This is a genomic window from Rhizobium anhuiense bv. trifolii, from assembly GCF_024346605.1.
In the GTDB taxonomy this organism is placed as follows: Bacteria; Pseudomonadota; Alphaproteobacteria; order Rhizobiales; family Rhizobiaceae; genus Rhizobium; species Rhizobium anhuiense.
Window position 1 is genome coordinate 762659 of sequence record NZ_CP098801.1, and the last position, 18128, is coordinate 780786.

The 18128-nt window shown below is 62.5% G+C and carries 15 protein-coding genes and 1 pseudogene; 7 read left to right on the plus strand and 9 right to left on the minus strand.

Annotation, left to right across the window (positions count from 1 at the left end; translation table 11 throughout):
- Nucleotides 1–4: 4 nt before the first annotated feature.
- From NE851_RS03680 to mmsB, 4 genes are all read left to right on the plus strand, one after another.
- Nucleotides 5–892, plus strand: coding sequence for a branched-chain amino acid ABC transporter permease (locus NE851_RS03680; RefSeq protein ID WP_047612951.1), 888 nt, complete (start codon nt 5–7; stop codon nt 890–892).
- A 1-nt stretch (nt 893) separates the two neighbouring features.
- Nucleotides 894–1883: a branched-chain amino acid ABC transporter permease gene (locus NE851_RS03685; RefSeq protein ID WP_028755711.1), complete on the plus strand. Its 990-nt coding sequence runs from the start codon at nt 894–896 to the stop codon at nt 1881–1883.
- A 137-nt stretch (nt 1884–2020) separates the two neighbouring features.
- Nucleotides 2021–3616: a GMC family oxidoreductase gene (locus NE851_RS03690; RefSeq protein WP_183844804.1), complete on the plus strand. Its 1596-nt coding sequence runs from the start codon at nt 2021–2023 to the stop codon at nt 3614–3616.
- Nucleotides 3617–3625: 9 nt separating this feature from the next.
- Complete coding sequence (gene mmsB / locus NE851_RS03695) at nt 3626–4507, plus strand: 3-hydroxyisobutyrate dehydrogenase (RefSeq protein ID WP_183844805.1); 882 nt, start codon at nt 3626–3628, stop codon at nt 4505–4507.
- Nucleotides 4508–4523: 16 nt separating this feature from the next.
- Here the strand turns inward: mmsB and NE851_RS03700 are convergent, their stop codons facing one another.
- From NE851_RS03700 to NE851_RS03735, 8 genes are all read right to left on the minus strand, one after another.
- Nucleotides 4524–5282, minus strand: coding sequence for a fumarylacetoacetate hydrolase family protein (locus tag NE851_RS03700; RefSeq protein WP_097622729.1), 759 nt, complete (start codon nt 5280–5282; stop codon nt 4524–4526).
- A gap of 79 nt (nt 5283–5361) precedes the next feature.
- On the minus strand, nt 5362–6741 hold the full coding sequence (locus NE851_RS03705) for an FGGY-family carbohydrate kinase (RefSeq protein WP_254955453.1): 1380 nt from the start codon (nt 6739–6741) through the stop codon (nt 5362–5364).
- Nucleotides 6738–7058 carry an L-rhamnose mutarotase gene (gene rhaM / locus NE851_RS03710; protein ID WP_097630758.1) on the minus strand — a complete coding sequence of 107 codons (321 nt, stop codon included), beginning with the start codon at nt 7056–7058 and terminating at the stop codon, nt 6738–6740. Before rhaM ends, NE851_RS03705 begins: the two co-directional genes overlap by 4 nt.
- Nucleotides 7055–8062, minus strand: a complete 1008-nt coding sequence (locus tag NE851_RS03715) for an ABC transporter permease (protein ID WP_047612963.1) — start codon at nt 8060–8062, stop codon at nt 7055–7057. The genes rhaM and NE851_RS03715 overlap by 4 nt, the downstream gene beginning before the upstream one ends.
- Nucleotides 8059–9060: an ABC transporter permease gene (locus tag NE851_RS03720; RefSeq protein ID WP_097622732.1), complete on the minus strand. Its 1002-nt coding sequence runs from the start codon at nt 9058–9060 to the stop codon at nt 8059–8061. The genes NE851_RS03715 and NE851_RS03720 overlap by 4 nt, the downstream gene beginning before the upstream one ends.
- Before the next feature lie 9 nt (nt 9061–9069).
- Nucleotides 9070–10605: a sugar ABC transporter ATP-binding protein gene (locus NE851_RS03725; RefSeq protein ID WP_028755719.1), complete on the minus strand. Its 1536-nt coding sequence runs from the start codon at nt 10603–10605 to the stop codon at nt 9070–9072.
- 72 nt (nt 10606–10677) lie between these two features.
- Complete coding sequence (gene rhaS / locus NE851_RS03730) at nt 10678–11673, minus strand: rhamnose ABC transporter substrate-binding protein (RefSeq protein WP_028755720.1); 996 nt, start codon at nt 11671–11673, stop codon at nt 10678–10680.
- Nucleotides 11674–11721: 48 nt separating this feature from the next.
- On the minus strand, nt 11722–12534 hold the full coding sequence (locus NE851_RS03735; RefSeq protein ID WP_028755721.1) for a DeoR/GlpR family DNA-binding transcription regulator: 813 nt from the start codon (nt 12532–12534) through the stop codon (nt 11722–11724).
- Between the two features lie 199 nt (nt 12535–12733).
- Between NE851_RS03735 and NE851_RS03740 the strand changes: the two genes are divergently transcribed.
- Nucleotides 12734–14830, plus strand: a complete 2097-nt coding sequence (locus NE851_RS03740; RefSeq protein WP_063476258.1) for a bifunctional rhamnulose-1-phosphate aldolase/short-chain dehydrogenase — start codon at nt 12734–12736, stop codon at nt 14828–14830.
- 211 nt (nt 14831–15041) lie between these two features.
- A complete protein-coding gene (rhaI, locus tag NE851_RS03745; protein ID WP_028755723.1) occupies nt 15042–16334 on the plus strand; it encodes an L-rhamnose catabolism isomerase in 1293 nt (430 codons plus the stop codon).
- 90 nt (nt 16335–16424) lie between these two features.
- Here rhaI and NE851_RS03750 read toward each other — a convergent pair.
- A pseudogene (locus NE851_RS03750) lies at nt 16425–16884 on the minus strand (carboxymuconolactone decarboxylase family protein).
- A 126-nt stretch (nt 16885–17010) separates the two neighbouring features.
- Here NE851_RS03750 and NE851_RS03755 point away from each other — a divergent pair.
- Nucleotides 17011–17880: a sigma-70 family RNA polymerase sigma factor gene (locus NE851_RS03755; RefSeq protein ID WP_254955456.1), complete on the plus strand. Its 870-nt coding sequence runs from the start codon at nt 17011–17013 to the stop codon at nt 17878–17880.
- Nucleotides 17881–18128 lie beyond the last annotated feature (248 nt).

An 18128-nucleotide genomic window follows, 5' to 3' on the forward strand; every position in this document is an offset into this window, starting at 1 on the left:
CCAGATGACGATGATCTTCGGCATTCCCCTGCAGGCGCTGTTCGGCCAGCTGCTGATCGGCCTGATCAACGGCTCCTTCTATGCGCTGCTCAGCCTCGGCCTCGCCATCATCTTCGGCCTGCTGCGGGTGATCAACTTCGCCCACGGCGCGCAATATATGCTCGGCGCCTTCGTCGCCTACCTCTTGCTGACCTATGCCGGCATCGGCTACTGGCCGTCATTGATCGTGGCGCCCGTCATCGTCGGCCTTGCCGGTGCCATCATCGAGCGGCTGTTCCTCCGCCGGCTCTACGATCTCGATCCGCTCTACGGCCTGCTCTTCACCTTCGGCCTGGCGCTCGCGGTCGAGGGCACCTTCCGCTATCTCTACGGCTCTTCCGGCCAGCCCTATGCGACGCCGGCAGCGCTTGCCGGCGGGGCCAATCTCGGCTTCATGTTCCTGCCGATCTATCGCGGCTGGGTGGTCGTCGTCTCGCTCGTCGTCTGCCTCGGCACCTGGCTGCTGATCGAGAAGACCAAGCTCGGCGCCTATCTCAGGGCCGCCACCGAAAACGCCGTGCTGGTGCAGGTGTTCGGCGTCAACGTGCCGGTGCTCTTGACGCTCACCTACGCGCTCGGCGCCGGTCTTGCCGCCTTTGCCGGCGTGCTGGCGGCGCCGATCTACCAGGTCTCGCCGCTGATGGGATCGAATATGATCATCGTCGTCTTCGCCGTGGTCGTCGTCGGCGGCATGGGATCGATCATGGGCGCGATCATCACCGGTTATGTGCTCGGCATCGCCGAGGGTCTGACCAAGGTCTTCTATCCCGAGGCTTCCAACATCGTGATCTTCGTCATCATGGCGATCGTGCTTCTCATCAGGCCCGCGGGCCTCTTCGGACGGGATGCTTGACATGGCTGACATCACCGAAACCATCCGAACGGAAAAAAACCGAACCGCTCTGTCGGTGCAGGCGGGTTTCCTGCTGGCGGGGCTGCTGCTCCTGCTCTTGGCGCCGTTCTTCTTCTATCCGATCTTCCTGATGAAGCTGCTCTGCTTCGCGCTCTTTGCCTGCGCCTTCAACCTGCTGCTCGGCTATACCGGCCTGCTTTCCTTCGGCCATGCCACCTTCTTCGGGGGAGCGGCCTATTTCACCGCCTACACGGTGAAGACATGGGGCCTGCCGCCGGAACTCGGCATTCTGATCGGGGTGGTGGGTGCTGCGTTTCTCGGCCTGGTCATGGGCTTCTTCGCCATCCGCCGCCAGGGCATCTATTTTGCGATGATCACGCTGGCGCTGTCGCAGATGTTCTTCTTCTTCTGCCTGCAGGCGGAGTTCACCGAGGGCGAGGACGGCATCCAGTCCGTGCCGCGGGGCCATCTCTTCGGTTTCATCGATCTGAACAGCTCGACCAACATGTATTATTTCGTGCTTGCTGTTTTCATCATTGGCGTCTTGATCATCTGGCGTTTCATCAACTCACCCTTCGGCATGATCTTGAAATCGATCCGTGAAAACGAGCAGCGGGCGATCTCGCTCGGTTATTCCGTGGCGCGCTACAAGCTCGGCGCCTTCGTCATGTCGGCAGCGCTTGCCGGGCTCGCGGGTGCTGTCAAATCGATTGTCTTCCAGTTCGCAACGCTGACCGACGTTGCCTGGCAGATGTCGGGCGAGGTGATCCTGATGACGCTGCTCGGCGGCATCGGCACGCTGATCGGCCCGCTCTTCGGCGCCGGGTTGGTGGTGGCGCTGGAAAACTACCTGGCCACGTCGGAATTTCCTGTGACGATCATCACCGGCATCGTCTTCATGGTCTGCGTGTTGATCTTCCGCCGCGGCATTATCGGTGAATTCTACGCCTCGCGGCTGGGGCGGAAACTGGGCTTCGTCTATCGCCGCTGAACGGGCGGACCTCTCTTTTTCCAGGAAAGAATCCCTCTTTCCCGGGAAAGGAGACGGGCGGCGGCGCTGCGACTCTTCCTCTCCCCGCGCTGCGGGGAGGGGGAAGCGGCAAGCATCTGGAGTTTCGTGCAGGGCACATGGATCGTTACGACTACATCATCATCGGGGCAGGCAGCGCCGGCTGCGTGCTCGCAAACCGGCTGTCCGCCGATGGCCGGAGCCGGGTGCTGCTGCTCGAAGCCGGCGGCAGCGACAACTACCACTGGATCCATATTCCGGTCGGTTATCTCTATTGCATCAACAATCCGCGCACCGACTGGTGCTTCACCACTGCGCCGGAAGCCGGTCTGAATGGCCGGGCGCTGAGCTATCCGCGTGGCAAGGTGCTCGGCGGCTGTTCGTCGATCAACGGCATGATCTACATGCGCGGTCAGGCGCGCGACTACGACCTCTGGCGGCAGATGGGCTGCAGCGGCTGGGGCTGGGACGATGTACTGCCCTTCTTCCGCAAGTCCGAGGATTTTTATCGCGGCGAAGACGAGATGCATGGCGCCGGCGGCGAATGGCGCATCGAGAAGGCGCGTGTGCGCTGGGCCGTGCTCGATGCCTTCCAACAGGCGGCCAGGGAAGCGGGCATCCCGGAGATCGCGGATTTCAACCGCGGCAGCAACGAAGGGTCCGGCTATTTCGACGTCAATCAGCGTTCCGGCATTCGTTGGAACACCTCGAAGGCCTTCCTGCGCCCGGCGATGAAGCGCTCCAACCTGACTGTCATCACCAAGGCGCAGGTCCGGCGGCTGCTGGTGGAGGAAGGCGCCGTTGCCGGCGTCGAATTCCAGCATAGCGGCGTGGCAAAACGCGCTTATGCGGTGAAAGAAACCGTCCTTTCAGCCGGTTCGATCGGATCGCCGCATATCCTGGAGCTGTCCGGCATCGGCAGGGGCGAGGTTCTCAGCCAAGCCGGCATCGATGTCGTCGCGGAGGTGAAGGGTGTCGGTGAAAACCTGCAGGATCATCTGCAGCTGCGTCTCGCCTATAGGGTGACGGGTGTTCCGACGCTGAACGAGAAGGCGACGAAGCTGATCGGCAAGGCGGCGATCGGGCTCGAATATCTCGTCCGCCGCTCCGGGCCGATGGCGATGGCGCCGAGCCAGCTCGGCATCTTCACCCGCTCCGGCCCGGACCGGGAAACGCCGGATCTGCAATATCACGTGCAGCCGGTCTCGCTGGATAAGTTCGGCGACCCCGTCCATCCTTTCCCGGCGATCACCGCGAGCGTCTGTAATCTCCGGCCGGAAAGCCGGGGTTCGGTGCATCTGTCGAGCCCGGATTTTGCCGCCCAGCCGACGATCAGTCCGAAATACCTCTCGACGCAGCGCGATCGTGACATAGCTGTCCGTTCTATACGGTTGACGCGCAAGATCGTCGCGCAGCCTTCCTTTGCCCGTTTCAGGCCGGAAGAATTCAAGCCGGGGCCGAGCTATCAGACGGAGGCCGATCTGGAGCGGGCGGCGGGCGATATCGGCACGACGATCTTCCATCCCGTCGGCACCTGCCGCATGGGCGCCGACAGGGACAGCGTCGTCGATCCCAGGCTGAAATTCCGGGCGCTCGGCAAGCTCAGGATCGCCGACGCCTCGGTGATGCCGTCGATCACCTCGGGCAACACCAATTCGCCGACGATCATGATCGCCGAAAAGGCGGCAGCGATGATCCTCGAAGACAATCGATAGGAGAAGACCATGGCAAGGATCGCATTCATCGGGCTTGGCAATATGGGCGGGCCGATGGCGGCCAATCTGGTTAAATCAGGTCACGAGGTCCTCGGCTTCGATCTCGCGGCGTCGGTGCTGAAGGCGGCCGAGGAGAGCGGGGTCAAACCGGCAAGCCATGCCAGCCAGGCGGTCAAGGACGCGGACATCGTCATCACCATGCTGCCACAGGGCAAACATGTGCTGACGGCCTGGGCCGATATCCTCCAGACCGCGGCGCAGGACACGCTGGTCATCGATTGCTCCACAATCGATGTCGAGAGCAGCCGCAAGGCGCATGAGATGGCCAAGGCCGCCAGCTGCCTGTCGCTCGACGCCCCCGTCTCCGGCGGTACCGGCGGGGCGACCGCAGGCACGCTGACCTTCATGGCCGGCGGCGCGGAAGAGGCCTTCACCAAGGCAAAGCCGATCCTGGAGGCGATGGGAAAGAAGATCGTCCATTGCGGTGAGGCCGGCGCCGGCCAGGCGGCGAAGATCTGCAACAACATGATCCTCGGCATTTCGATGATCGGCGTCTGCGAGGGCTTCGTGCTTGCCGAGAAGCTCGGGCTTTCGCATCAGGCACTGTTCGATGTCGCCTCGACATCCTCGGGCCAATGCTGGTCGCTCAATACCTATTGCCCGGTTCCGGGGCCGGTGCCGACCTCGCCCGCGAACAACGGCTATAAGCCGGGCTTTGCCGCGGCTTTGATGCTGAAGGATCTGAGACTCTCCCAGGAAGCGGCGCTGACGAGCGGCGCTTCCACGCCGCTCGGCGCGGAAGCAGCACAGCTTTTTGCGCTCTTCGAGAAGCTGGGCAATGGCGGAAAGGATTTTTCCGCGATCATCGAGATGTTTCGCGACAAGGCGTAGGCGCCACGGCGCCAACTCAACCCTTCGACACCGAGAAGCTCAACCTGGTGTCACCGAGCAGGATGTCGATGTCGCCGGGTTCGGTCAGTTCGATCGCGCCGCTCAACGTGCCCGTCGTGATGAGCGCGCCTGCCTTCAGAGATGTCTCGGGGCGCAAACCGTCATTGGCGTAATCGATCAGCCAGGTGAGAACGTCGCCCTTCGGATGCTGCGCCGGGCCATCATAGATCGTGCGGCCGGCATGGGTGACCTTGAGCGGCGTCCCGCCGACGGTGTCGACGACGCTTTTTTCCAGCGTCGGACCGAGCACATAGCCGCTATTGCCGAGGCGGTCGGCGACGAACAGCAGAAACGAAACGCTGCCGCTCTCGCTGACGGCGCTGACCAGCAGCTCGGCGCCGAGATGGACGGCGGAGATCGCCCCGACCACTTCGCTGCGGCTGTAGGCTGTGCCCGCGCGGATCGGCAGGTCGCTGCCGAGGCGCACCGCGATCTCGGTCTCGAATTTCAGGCCCGGATACCAGGGAATATCAGCGCCCGAAACGGCTTCGGCATAGGGATGCAGCGGAGCAGCGACCGCTTGGCCCTGCGGCGAGACCGTCACCTTCCAGGCATTGCTGGAAACGCCGTCTGCGGCGGCGAGCAAATTCTGCACCTCCATCGCCTGATGCAGATCGGCTGGCAGCGCGAAAGTGCTCGTTGCCTCCTGGTGACCCGCCTGGTGCAGGCCGTGAAGCCTGGCTGCAAGGGCGCGCGGATCGAATGTCTCTGTCATGCTATCTCCTCGACCTGATTTTCGAGGTGCACACTAACCACAAGGCAGGGATGAACAAGGTCCGTTCTTGGAAAAGCTCCTATTCCATCGCGGCGTACCAGTGGGTGCGATAGGCGGCCAGACCCGGGATATCGGTCGGCGGAATATGCGTCTCGGTACCCGACGCCGGCCGGATACCGGTCAGAAGGGCCGCCCCCTGGCTGGTACCGGTCGAGCCCGGAAGGGCCATGACTTCACGACCGGTTAGGGCGGCGAGCAGCTTGAGATAGGTGCCATTCAGGGCAAAAGGCCCTTCGACGATAACCGGGCCTTTGGCGCCGATCAGCCCGAGGCAGGCATCGGTCATCAAAGCGAGATAGAGGCAGGCGGTTGCATAGCGCTGCTCGCGGCTTGCCTCTTCGGCGCCGATCCAGCGGCTTGCCTTTCCCGGAAAAGGCCCGGAACCGGCGGCGATATTCGGCAAGAGCATCATGCCCTTGTCGATGACCGGGCCGATTGCCGCCTGGACGGCCTTTTCGTCGACTGGGCCGATTTCGGCAGAAAGGATCTCGAATTCCCGGCCGCCCATGAAACGCGAGGAGGGAACGGCGCGGCCATAGGCATCGACATTGGCGAGCGCATCGCGGTTGGGGTCGAGATGGTCGAGATCGCCGCCGACGCCGAAATTGATCACCCATGTGCCGGTGGAGACGACGGCGAAGGGCGCCTCCCGATGGACCAGATGCGGCAGCAGCGAGGCATTGGAATCGTGAATGCCGCAATAGACCGGCACGGGTGCGGCAAGGCCGAGTTCTGCGGCGATCTCGGGCAGGACCGGGCCGAGCGCATCGAAGGCGGAGCGGATCGGCGCCATCAGGTCGCGGATCCCGAGCCTGTCGACGAGCGAGGAATAGCTGCCGGCTCTCGGGTTCCACAGATCGGTATGGCAGCCGAGCGAGGTCAGCTCATTGGCGGCAATACCCGTCAACCGCGCCGTCCAATATTGCGCATAGGTGAGGATGGTCGCAGCTTTAGCGAATTCCTCGGGAAAGGCGGTCTTCTGGTAGTGCAGCTGCGCGCCGACATTGAGGCCCATCGCAAGGCGCGGCGAGAAGGTTTCGTCGAAGGAGGGACGCAACGCCGTATAGGCATCGCGGATCTCCTGCGGATATTCGTGCTCGTAGTCGATAACAGGCATGGCAAGCGCGCCGTCCCGGGCAAGGAGTGCTGCGGAGGCGCCATGGGTGGTGATCGAAATGGCGTCGAAGCCCGGCTCACGCGCAAGGCTCTTCAGCGCATCGAGGGCGAAGGACCAGAGCGTCTCAATATCGTAGTGCGGATAGAGACCGGTTTTGATCGCGATGTTCGGCCGCTTCAGCACGGCGATTTCGGCGCCGGTCTCGCTGTCGAGCACGACGACCTTGGCATTGGTCTTGCCGATGTCGAGGACGGCGATGCGGTGATAGGAGGGGGCGTTCATGGCATATGGAAGAGGGTGACGAGGTCGCTTTGCACGGGCGAATTATCCGGATTCGTCGCCATGATATCGGCCATATGGCCCCACCATTTCTTCATCACAGGGTGGTCCGGCAGGCTCGCCATCGTATGGTCGGCCGGCCGCGTCAGCACGCCGAACAGCGTGTTGGTCTCGCGGTCGAGATGGATGGAATAGTCGCTGGCGCCTGACTTGTGCAGGAGATCGACCAGTTCCGGCCAGATCTCGTCATGCCGCCTGCGGTATTCGGCTTCCATGCCGGGATGGAGCTGCATCTTGAAGGCGTGTTTTTCTGCTGTCATCGGGAACTCATGAGCTTGACGCGGCGGGCGATGATCGGGATGGCGATGGTGATGATCAGAAGCAGGCCGATGAAGATCGACATGACGATGCCGGGCACGTTCAAGAGGCCGAGGCCGAAGGTGACGAGGCCCATGACGAAGGCGGCGATGACGACGCCGCCGATCGTGCCCGAGCCACCGAGGATCGAGATACCGCCGAGCACGACCATGGTGACGACCTCGAGTTCCCAGCCCTGGGCGATCGACGGCCGGGTCGAGCCGAGGCGCGAGGTCAGGCAGACGGCGGCGACGCCGCTCATGACGCCGGTCAGCAGGAAGAGGATGAATTTGACGCGCTCGACCGGGATGCCGGAGAAGCGGGCGGCGAAGTCGTTATTGCCGATCGCATAGACCTGCCGGCCGAAATTCGTCGCATGCAAGAGGATGGCGAAGAGGATCGCCAGCACGATGAAGAGCACGAATTCGAAGGAGAACACCCAGACGACATAACCCTGGCCGAAATAGGCAAAATCGGCGGGGTATTTGCCATAGGCCTGGTCGCCGAGCACGATATAGGAAATGCCGCGGAACAGGCTCATCGTGCCGATGGTGACGACGATCGACGGCAGTTTCAGCACCGAGACCAGCACGCCGTTGAAGATGCCGCAGGCAAGACCGGTGCCGATGCCGATCGCGACCAGGCCCGGCGTGCCGATGCCGAGCTGCGCTGCCGCGCCCATCGCCGTCGAGGCGAGCGCGATGATCGCAGCGACCGAGAGGTCGATCTCGCCCGATATGACGAGCAGTGCCATGGCGAAGGCGATCATCGCCTTTTCGGTAAAGTTGAAGGTGGCGTCCGAGAGGTTCCAGGCATCGAGGAAATAGGGCGAGGCGAGGGAATTGAAGATGAAGATCAGGATGGCGACGGCAAAGAGCAGCACTTCCCAGCTTGCAAGGATGCGGCGGAAGGGCGTGCCGAGGCGGTCGGGAATGACCCGCTTTTCATGTGTGGACACGGTGCTCATGCTGCTGCCTCCGTTCTGACCTCGGCTGCCGCGCGGTCGCGCAGGATGATGCGGCCGCGGTTGCGCTCGCGCCGGGCATTGAAGGCGACGGCGAGAATGATGACGGTTCCGGAGATCGCCATCTGCGTGAACGGTGAAATGCCGATCACCGGCAGCGCATTCTTGATGACGCCGAGGAAAAGTGCGCCGAGCACGGTGCCGGCGACCGACCCGACACCACCCGCAATCGAGATGCCGCCGATGACGCAGGCCGCGACGCTGTCGAGTTCGAAGCCGTTGGCGATATCGACATAGGCGACGGCGTAACGCGATACCCAGAGATAGCTCGCCAGGCCGGCAAGCGCGCCTGACAGAACGAAGGCGAGGAATTTCGTCCAGCCCGTGTCGATGCCGGCATAGACGGCCGCGGTCGGATTGCCGCCGGTCGCATAGGCCGAGCGGCCGAACTGGGTATATCGGAGCAGGACATACATCAGGAGCACGATAATGATCCCCACCCAGCCGAGGACGGGCAGGCCGAGGATCGGCGTGCGCGGCACCGACAGGAAAACCGGCGTCATCTGATGGGCATTGACCCACGCCCCGCCCGACAGCACGAAGGCCATGCCGCGATAGATGGTGAGCGTGCCGAGCGTGACGACGATCGGCGGAATTTCGAGCGCCCAGACAAGAAAGCCGTTGATGGCGCCGAGGCAGGCGCCAATGACGATCGCGGCAAGGATGAGCAGGACGAGCGGCAGGTCGGGATAGGCGGCATTCATCATCGCGATCGCCATGCCGGTGAAGGCGAGGTTGGCGGCAACCGACAGGTCGATCGATTTTGTCAGGATGACTGTCATCTGCGCCAGCGCCAGGATGATCAGGATGGAGGTATCGTTGAAAATGCCGGCGAGATTCTCCGGCGTTGCGAAATCGGCAGCGCGCGTCGAAAAGATCGCGATCATCACGACGATGATGGCGAAGAGCAGGGTTTCGCGTTTTCTGATCAGTCTTGCCATGTGTCTACCTCATGCATTGCCGGTGGCGGCGCGCACCAGCGCTTCCGGTGACAGTTCGGCGCGTTCGAAAATTCCGGCAGACAGGCCTTCCTTCATCACCAGCACGCGGTCCGACATGCCGATGATTTCGGGCAGTTCGGATGAGACCATGATGATCGACAGGCCCTCGGCGGCGAGTTCGCTGATGAAGCCGTGCACGGCCGCCTTCGAGCCGATATCGATGCCCTTGGTGGGTTCGTCGAGGATGATGACCTTCGGCGCGGTCGCCAGCCATTTGCCGATGACGACCTTCTGCTGGTTGCCGCCCGACAGCGTGCCGACCGGCACGGAAAGGGCCGCGGCGCGCAAATCCAGCCGCTCGGCATATTTGCGGGCGAGCGCGAATTCTTCGGCCGCCCTGAGGAAACCCCGGCGCGAGGTGCGGGCCAGTGACGGCAGTGTCATGTTCTGGAAGATCGGCATCGGCAGCGCCAGTCCATGGCGGCCGCGTTCCTCCGGCACGTAAACGATGCCGGCGCGGATCGCATCCTGCGGCGAATGGATGGTGATCTCGCGGCCTTCGAGCATCATCTTGCCGGAGAGCGGCCTGGTGATGCCGAAGAGCGATTGCGACAGTTCCGAGCGGCCGGCGCCGATCAGGCCGTATATGCCGAGAATCTCGCCCTGGCGCAGGGTGAAGGAGATGTCGCGGAATTCGGTGCGGTGGCTGTAATGACTGATCTCGAGAACCGGGCCGCCAATGGCGACATCGATCTTCGGAAAGGCGTTTTCGACGTCGCGGCCGACCATCATGCGGACGATCTCGTCCTGCGGCGTCTCCTTGAGCCGGCCCTGGCCGACGGCGCGGCCGTCGCGGAAGACGACGAAGTCGTCGGCGATCTCGTAAACCTCGTCGAACTTGTGGCTGATGAACAGGATCGCCTTGCCCTGTTCCTTCAGGCCCCGGACGATGCGGAAGAGATCGTCGATCTCCTTGCGGGAAAGGGCTGCCGTCGGTTCGTCCATGATGACGATGCGGGCCTCGATCGACAGCGCACGCGCAATCGCCACCAGATGGCGCTGCGCGATCGAGAGGTCCTTCAGCCGGATCGTCGGATCGATATTGCTTTCGAGCGCGGTCAGCAGCGCCTTGGCGCGGCTGTTCATCGTCTGCCAATCTATGGTGCGCCAACGTGTGCGCGGCGCATGGCCGAGGAAGATGTTTTCGGCAACCGTCAGCTCGTCGAACAGCACGGTTTCCTGATGGATGGCGGTGACGCCGGCATCGATCGCGGCCTGGGCGCTGGCAAAGGTTACCGGCCGGCCGTCGACGAGGATCTCGCCTTCATTCGGCCGGTAGATGCCGGTCAGGATCTTGACGAGCGTCGATTTGCCGGCACCGTTTTCGCCGATCAGCGCCGTTACCGTGCCGGGATGCAGCGCGATGCTGACATTGTCGAGCGCCTTCACGCCCGGGAAGATCTGAGAGATGCCGCGCATTTCCAGAATGGCTGGCGCATCACCGGTTTTGCTGTCCGTGGCGGTTTGTTGAAAGGCGGCGTTCATCAAGCTTCTACCAGTGTCGAATGAGAATCCCGGCGGCCATCGAGCCGCCGGGCTTTTATGCGTCGCTCCGGATCAGAAGACCTTGGAGAACTGGTCGATGTTCGAAGCATTGTAGACAAAGGGATCGGCCATGGCGGCTTCGCCGTTGTCGCCGACCTTGATCTTGCCCATGCGGCCGACTTCGATCTCGCTGCCCGGCTTGCCGTCGGTTTCGCCCTTGACGAGGCGATAGGCGATCTGCGTTGCGGAGTAGCCGAGGTCGATCGGGTTCCAGATGGCGAATTCCTTCGTGGCTCCCGACTTGATCGCGCCGGCCATTTCGGAAGGCAGACCGAGGCCGGTGACGTAGACCTTGCCGACAAGGCCCTTGTCTTCGACGACCTTCGAAGCAGCGAGAACGCCGACCGTCGTCGGAGCGACGATGACCTTGACGTTCGGGTTCGACTTCAACAGGCCTTCGGCTTCACGATAGGACTTGTCCGAGAGGTCGTCGCCATAAACTGTCGTGACGAGGTTGAGGCCCGGGAAATCCTTGAGCTGCTTCTTCATCTGGTCGATCCAGATGTTCTGGTTGGTCGAGGTGGTCGTTGCCGACAGGATGGCGAAGTCGCCCTTGCCGCCGTCGAGATGGTCCTTGGCGAGCGTCAGGCACATCTTGCCGATCAGCTCGTTGGACGACGGGTTGAGCTGCAGGATACGGCCTTCAGGCGCGACGCCCGAATCCCAGGAGATCACCTTGATGCCGCGTTGCGCCGCCTTCTTCAGCGCCGGAACGAGCGCGTCAGGATCATTGGCCGAAACGGCGATGGCGTTGACGCCCTGGGCGATCAGCGAATTGATGACTTCGATCTGGCCTTCGGCCGTCGTCGACGTCGGACCGGTATAGATGACCTCGACACCGCCGAGTTCCTTGGCGGCTTCCTGCGCGCCCTTGTTGGCGGCATCGAAGAAGCCGTTGCCGAGCGACTTGACGACGAGGCCGATCTTGATGTCGGCGGCGCTGGCCGTTCCCGCCATCATGGCGACGGCAAATGCCACGCCGATTGCGAGTTTCTTTGCGAGTTTCATGCTTTCATCCTCCCACTTGATTGACACTCTTCACACCTGGCCGGCGCCTCATGCGACCGACGAGGAATCCTCCTTGATTGCCTGGGCGACCGGGCTCGCGACAATGAGCCTGATGCCGGCATTTTCGATCATCCTGGCGGCTTCCTCCGGAATGCCGTCATCGGTGATCACAGTCGACACGCGCTCGAGCGGGCACAGAATGAGGCTCGAGCGGCGATGGAACTTGCTGGAATCGGCCATGACGACCAATTCGTCGGCCTGATGCATCAGCTTCTGTTCGCTCTGGATGATCAGCGCGTCGGCTTCCATGATGCCGAGCGGGCCGATACCCTGCGCGCCGATGAAGAAACGGCGGGCGTAGAAATTGCGGATCGCGTCATTGTCGAAGGGGGAGAGGATCAGGCTCTGTTCGCGATAGATCGCGCCGCCCGGCACTGTCACCGTGTTCTTCGAATGCTTGACCAGATGTTCGGCGATCGCGAAGGAATTGGTCATCACCTGCAGGCGGTGCGCCGCCATGAAATGCACCATCTGGAAGGTGGTCGTGCCGCCATTGATGATGATCGCGTCACCCGGATCGCAAAGCTCGACCGCCTGCCGGGCGATTGCGCGTTTCTTGTCGATGTTGACCGATTCCGAAACACGGAAAGGGCGCCCGGCAAGATTGCCGAGCTGCGGCGGATGCACCGCCTCGGCGCCGCCGCGCACACGCCGGATCTTGCCCTGGACATGAAGAGCCGCGATGTCGCGCCGGATCGTCGCCTCGGAAGCCTCGGTCAGTTCGGAAATATCCTGAACCGTCACGACGGACTTTTCCTGAACGGCGCTCAGAATAATGCGATGGCGTTCGCGTTCGTGCATGGGGCTCCTCCTTCAATCGTTTATTTCCCACATATGACAATGTGTCAATCAAAAACGATCATAAATTTTCATATTGCGCTGCACAATAATCGAATTTGATCGTTTTCGATTGACAAGCTGCGTTTTGATGAGCGATACCGTCAACGAAAAGGGGCGCGAACCCTCGCGCCCCGATGACGATTTCATATGGGAGGATGACATGGCGGCGAACGTCCGGCTTCTGGAAAACCGGTGGGATGATGGTTACGCGGCAGGTCTCGACGAGCCCGGCAAGCTGCTTTATCGCTCCAACCTGCTCGGCGCCGACAAGCGCATCACCAATTACGGCGGCGGCAACACCTCGGCGAAGGTAATGGAAACCGATCCGTTGACCGGCGGCAAAGTCAAGGTGCTCTGGGTCAAGGGTTCGGGCGGCGATGTCGGCACGATCAAGCTCGACGGTTTCGCGACACTCTACCAGGACAAGCTGGAATCGCTGAAAGGCATCTACAAGGGCGTCGAGGATGAGGACCGCATGGTCGGCTTCCTGCCGCACTGCACCTTCAACCTGAACGCCCGCGCCGCCTCGATCGATACGCCGCTGCACGGTTTCGTGCCTTTCACCCATGTCGACCACATGCACCCCGATGCGATCATCGCGATTGCCGCATCGAAGAATTCCAGGGAGCTGACGCAGCAGATCTTCGGCGACGAGATCGGCTGGCTGCCCTGGCGTCGCCCGGGCTTCCAGCTCGGCCTCGACCTCGGCGCTTTCGTCGCCGCCAATCCGAATGCCAAGGGCGTCGTGCTCGAAAGCCATGGCCTCTTCACCTGGGCTGACGACGCCAAGGCTTGCTATGAGCTGACGCTCGATATCATCAACAAGGCGATCGTCTGGTTTGCCGGAAAGACCGAGGGAAAGACGATTTTCGGCGGCGCCGTCACGCAGAGCCTGGCCGTTGCCGAGCGCCGCGCCGTCGCTGCCCGGCTGATGCCGGAAATCCGAGGCCGCATCGGCAAGCAGGAGCGCAAGCTCGGCCATTTCGACGATCAGGACGCCGTGCTCGAATTCGTCAATTCCAAGGATTTGCGCCCGCTCGGCGCGCTCGGCACCAGCTGCCCGGATCATTTCCTGCGCACCAAGATTCGCCCGCTGATCGTCGATTTCGATCCGGCCAAGCCGGATGTCGACGCGATTGTCGCCGGTCTCGACCAGGCGCTGGAGGACTACCGCGCCGATTACGCCCGCTATTACAACGACTGCAAGCATGACAATTCGCCGGCCATGCGCGACGCCAATCCGGTCATCTTCCTCGTCCCCGGCGTCGGCATGCTGTCCTTTGCTCGCGACAAGGCGACGGCCCGCATCGCCAGCGAATTCTACGTCAACGCCATCAATGTCATGCGCGGGGCGTCGACGGTCTCGGAATATCAGGGCCTGCCGGAGCAGGAAGCCTTTGATATCGAATACTGGCTGCTTGAAGAGGCCAAGCTCCAGCGCATGCCGAAGCCGAAGAGCCTCGCCGGCCGCGTCGCCTTCGTCACCGGCGGCGCCGGCGGCATCGGCCGGGCGACGGCCGCGCGCCTCGTCGGCGAGGGCGCCTGCGTGGTGCTTGCCGATATCGACCAGGCGGCGCTCGAGGGCACCGAAGCTGATTTCGTCAAGAAATATGGCGCCGACGCCGTCCGCAGCGTCCGGCTCGACGTCACCCAGGAACATGCGGTGATCGCCGCCTTCGTGGAAGCCTGCGTCGAATTCGGCGGCGTCGATATTCTCGTCTCGAATGCCGGCATTGCCTCCTCCGCGCCGATCGAAACAACCGAGCTGTCGACCTGGAACCGCAATATCGATATTCTGGCGACCGGTTATTTCCTCGTCTCGCGTGAAGCGTTCCGCCTGTTCCGCCGTCAGGCGCTCGGCGGCAACGTCATCTTCGTCGCCTCGAAAAACGGTCTTGCCGCCTCGCCGAACGCGTCTGCCTATTGCACCGCCAAGGCTGCCGAAATCCATCTCGCCCGCTGCCTGGCGCTGGAAGGTGCCGATGCCGGCATCCGCGTCAACACGGTCAACCCGGATGCCGTCCTGCGCGGCTCGAAGATCTGGAGCGGCGAATGGCGCGAGCAGCGCGCCGCCTCGTCCAAGATCGAGGTGGACGATCTCGAGGAACATTACCGCAAGCGTTCGATGCTGAAACTCAACGTGTTTCCGGAAGATATCGCCGAGGCGATCTATTTCCTCGCTTCGGACCTGTCGGCAAAATCGACCGGCAACATCATCAACGTCGATGCCGGCAACGTGCAGAGCTTTACGCGCTGATTTTGATTGACGGCGGATGCGTCGGCCCCTCAGCCTAACCCTCTCATGGCGGGGAGAGGGGACTTGCTTGACGAAACGTTGGAGCGGGACGGAGACGGCGCGGCAAATTCCCTTCTCCCCGTCTGAACGGGGAGAAGGTGCCGGCAGGCGGATGAGGGGCTGCCGCTACCGCAAAGTCCCAATTTTTAAAATGCATAACCGGGAGGAAGACATGGCCGAATTCAGGATCGCGCAGGATCTGGTCGCAACGGATAACGACAAGCGGGCAACCGCGCTGAAAGCCGATTACGAGGCGCTGGGCGCGGCGCTTGCCCGCCGCGGCGTCGATATCGAGGCGGTCACCCGCAGGGTTGCCGAATTCTTCGTCGCCGTTCCCTCCTGGGGTGTGGGCACCGGCGGCACGCGGTTTGCCCGTTTCCCCGGCACCGGCGAGCCGCGCGGGATTTTCGACAAGCTCGACGATTGCGCCGTCATCAACCAGCTGACGCAAGCGACGCCGAATGTCTCCCTGCATATCCCCTGGGACAAGGCGGATGCACGGGAGTTGAAGGCCAAGGGCGACGCGCTCGGCCTCGGCTTCGATGCGATGAACTCCAACACCTTTTCCGATGCGCCCGGCCAGGCCCATTCCTACAAATACGGTTCGCTCAGCCATACCGACGCGGCAACGCGGGCGCAGGCAGTCGAGCACAATCTCGAATGCATCGAGATCGGCAAGGCGCTCGGCTCCAAGGCATTGACGGTCTGGATCGGCGACGGCTCGAACTTCCCCGGCCAGAGCCATTTCACCAAGGCTTTCGAGCGTTACCTCGCCTCGATGGCTGACATTTACAAGGCGCTGCCCGATGATTGGAAGCTGTTCTCCGAACACAAGATGTACGAGCCGGCCTTCTATTCCACCATCGTGCAAGATTGGGGCACCAACTACCTGATCGCCCAGACGCTCGGCCCCAAGGCCTACTGCCTCGTCGACCTCGGCCACCATGCGCCGAACACCAATATCGAGATGATCGTCGCCCGCCTGATCCAGTTCGGCAAGCTCGGCGGTTTCCACTTCAACGATTCGAAATATGGCGACGACGATCTCGATGCCGGCGCGATCGATCCTTACCGGCTGTTCCTGGTGTTCAACGAGCTGGTCGATGCCGAGCAGCGCGGCGTCAACGATTTCAACCCGGCCCATATGATCGACCAGTCGCACAATGTCACCGACCCGATCGAAAGCCTGATCAACAGCGCCAACGAAATCCGCCGCGCCTATGCGCAGGCCCTGATCGTCGACCGCAAGGCACTCTCCGGTTATCAGGACGACAATGATGCGCTGATGGCGTCAGAAACGCTGAAGCGCGCCTATCGCGCCGATGTCGAGCCGATCCTCGCCGAAGCCCGCCGTAGGGCCGGCGGCGCGATCGACCCGATCGCCGTCTACCGCGCCAGCGGTTACCGCAGACAAGTGGCGGCCGAGCGTCCGGCTTCCGCTGCCGGCGGCGGCGGTATCATCTGAGCGTCAATCGTCTCGCATGATCTGAGGTCATGCCAACAAAAAGTGGCCGTCGGCAGTGCAGAGGTGATGCACCGCCGGCGGCTCGCCGTTTTACGGCTTCCATTGCCCTGCGACCTGTCGGGTGGCGACGTTCAGCCGGTTCCAGACATTGATATTGGCGATGGCGACGACGAGGGCCGCAAGGCTCTTGCCATCGTAGTGCCGGGTCGCTTCATCCCAGATATCATCCGGCACCGGATCCGCCCGATCGCTGAGGCGGGTGATCGCCTCGGTGAGCGCAAGCGCGGCGCGTTCGGCATTGCTATAATAGGGGGGCGTCGCGCCAGCCGGCGACGGCAAAGAGCCGCTCGTCGGTCTCGCCGTGTTTGCGGGCAATGCGCCAATGACCATCGATGCAGACGCTGCAGCCGTTGATCTGGCTGGCGCGCAGATTGACGAGTTCGAGCAGCTTTGCCGAAAGACCGGTTTCTGTCGGCACCTTGCTGAGCGCATTGAGCGCCTGCATGGCCGCGGGAAGGACAAGGGCGGGATTTCCCATTCTCTCCTGCATGACCAATTTTTCCTGCATGATATGTCTCCTTGATGCGTTTGTCGTTTGACGATCCGCCGGCGCTGTCACATCGGCCGGGTTTCATGCGTCATGGCTCTGACGGAACGCAGCGGAGGAATGTGACACATGGACGAGAAAAAATGGCTGGCCGATGAATTCGAGGCGAACAGGGCGCACCTGAGGGCTGCTGCTTATCGCATGCTCGGCTCGCGCAGCGAGGCAGATGATGCCGTTCAGGAGGCCTGGCTGCGGCTCAGCCGCACGGACACGACAGGGGTCGGCAATCTCGGCGGCTGGCTGACGACGGTGGTGGCGCGCATCTGCCTCGACATGCTGCGCGCCCGCAAGACCCGGCGCGAGGAGCCGCTGGAGGCGCCGCTCCACGCCGGGATCGCCGATCCGGCGAACGATCCGGAGCGTGAGGCCGCCTTTGCCGATTCGGTCGGCATGGCGCTGCTCGTGGTGCTGCAGACATTGGCGCCCGCCGAACGTGTCGCCTTCGTGCTGCACGACATGTTCGATCTGCCCTTCGACGAGATCGCCCCGATCATCGGCCGTTCGTCGGCCGCCACCCGCCAGCTCGCAAGCCGCGCCCGCCGCCGGGTGCAGGGCTTGGACGAAGCGCCTGATGTCGATCTCGGGCGCAAGCGGACGATCGCCGAGGCCTTTCTGACGGCGTCGCGGAACGGCGATCTGGAAGGCTTGATCGCGGTGCTTGCTCCTGACGTCGTCTTCCGGCCGGATGCGACGGCCGCCCGCTTCGGCACCATTGGCGAGGTGCACGGCGCAGCTCAGGTGGCCGAAGCCTTCAAGGGCCGGGCCCAGGCAGCCGAAATCGCCATCGTCGACGGCGAGTTCGGATTCGTCGTGCAGATCGCGGGCCAGCTGCGCGTCGTGGTGTCGCTGACGATCGCCGATGGCAGGATCGCCGCGATCGACGCCATCGCCGATCCGGATCACCTGGAACGGCTCGACTATTCGATCCTTCGAGATTGAAAACAAACGTCAATTTTCCGGATCTTCGAAACAGGCGCGCTTCGAAAGGAGCGTGCCGCTGGCGTTTCCTCAGTGGCGAGGGCCGTGTCATTTTCCTTGACAGCGGTGTGTCCGGCTTTATTCTATTATAAAGATTTATATAGCATAATTATGGAATTGTGATGGGTATGCGCTGCGGCATCATCTCCAGCTTTCCCCACCTTTTCCATGATGACAAGAGATGACCGAGAGTGATCCCGGTCCGAGAC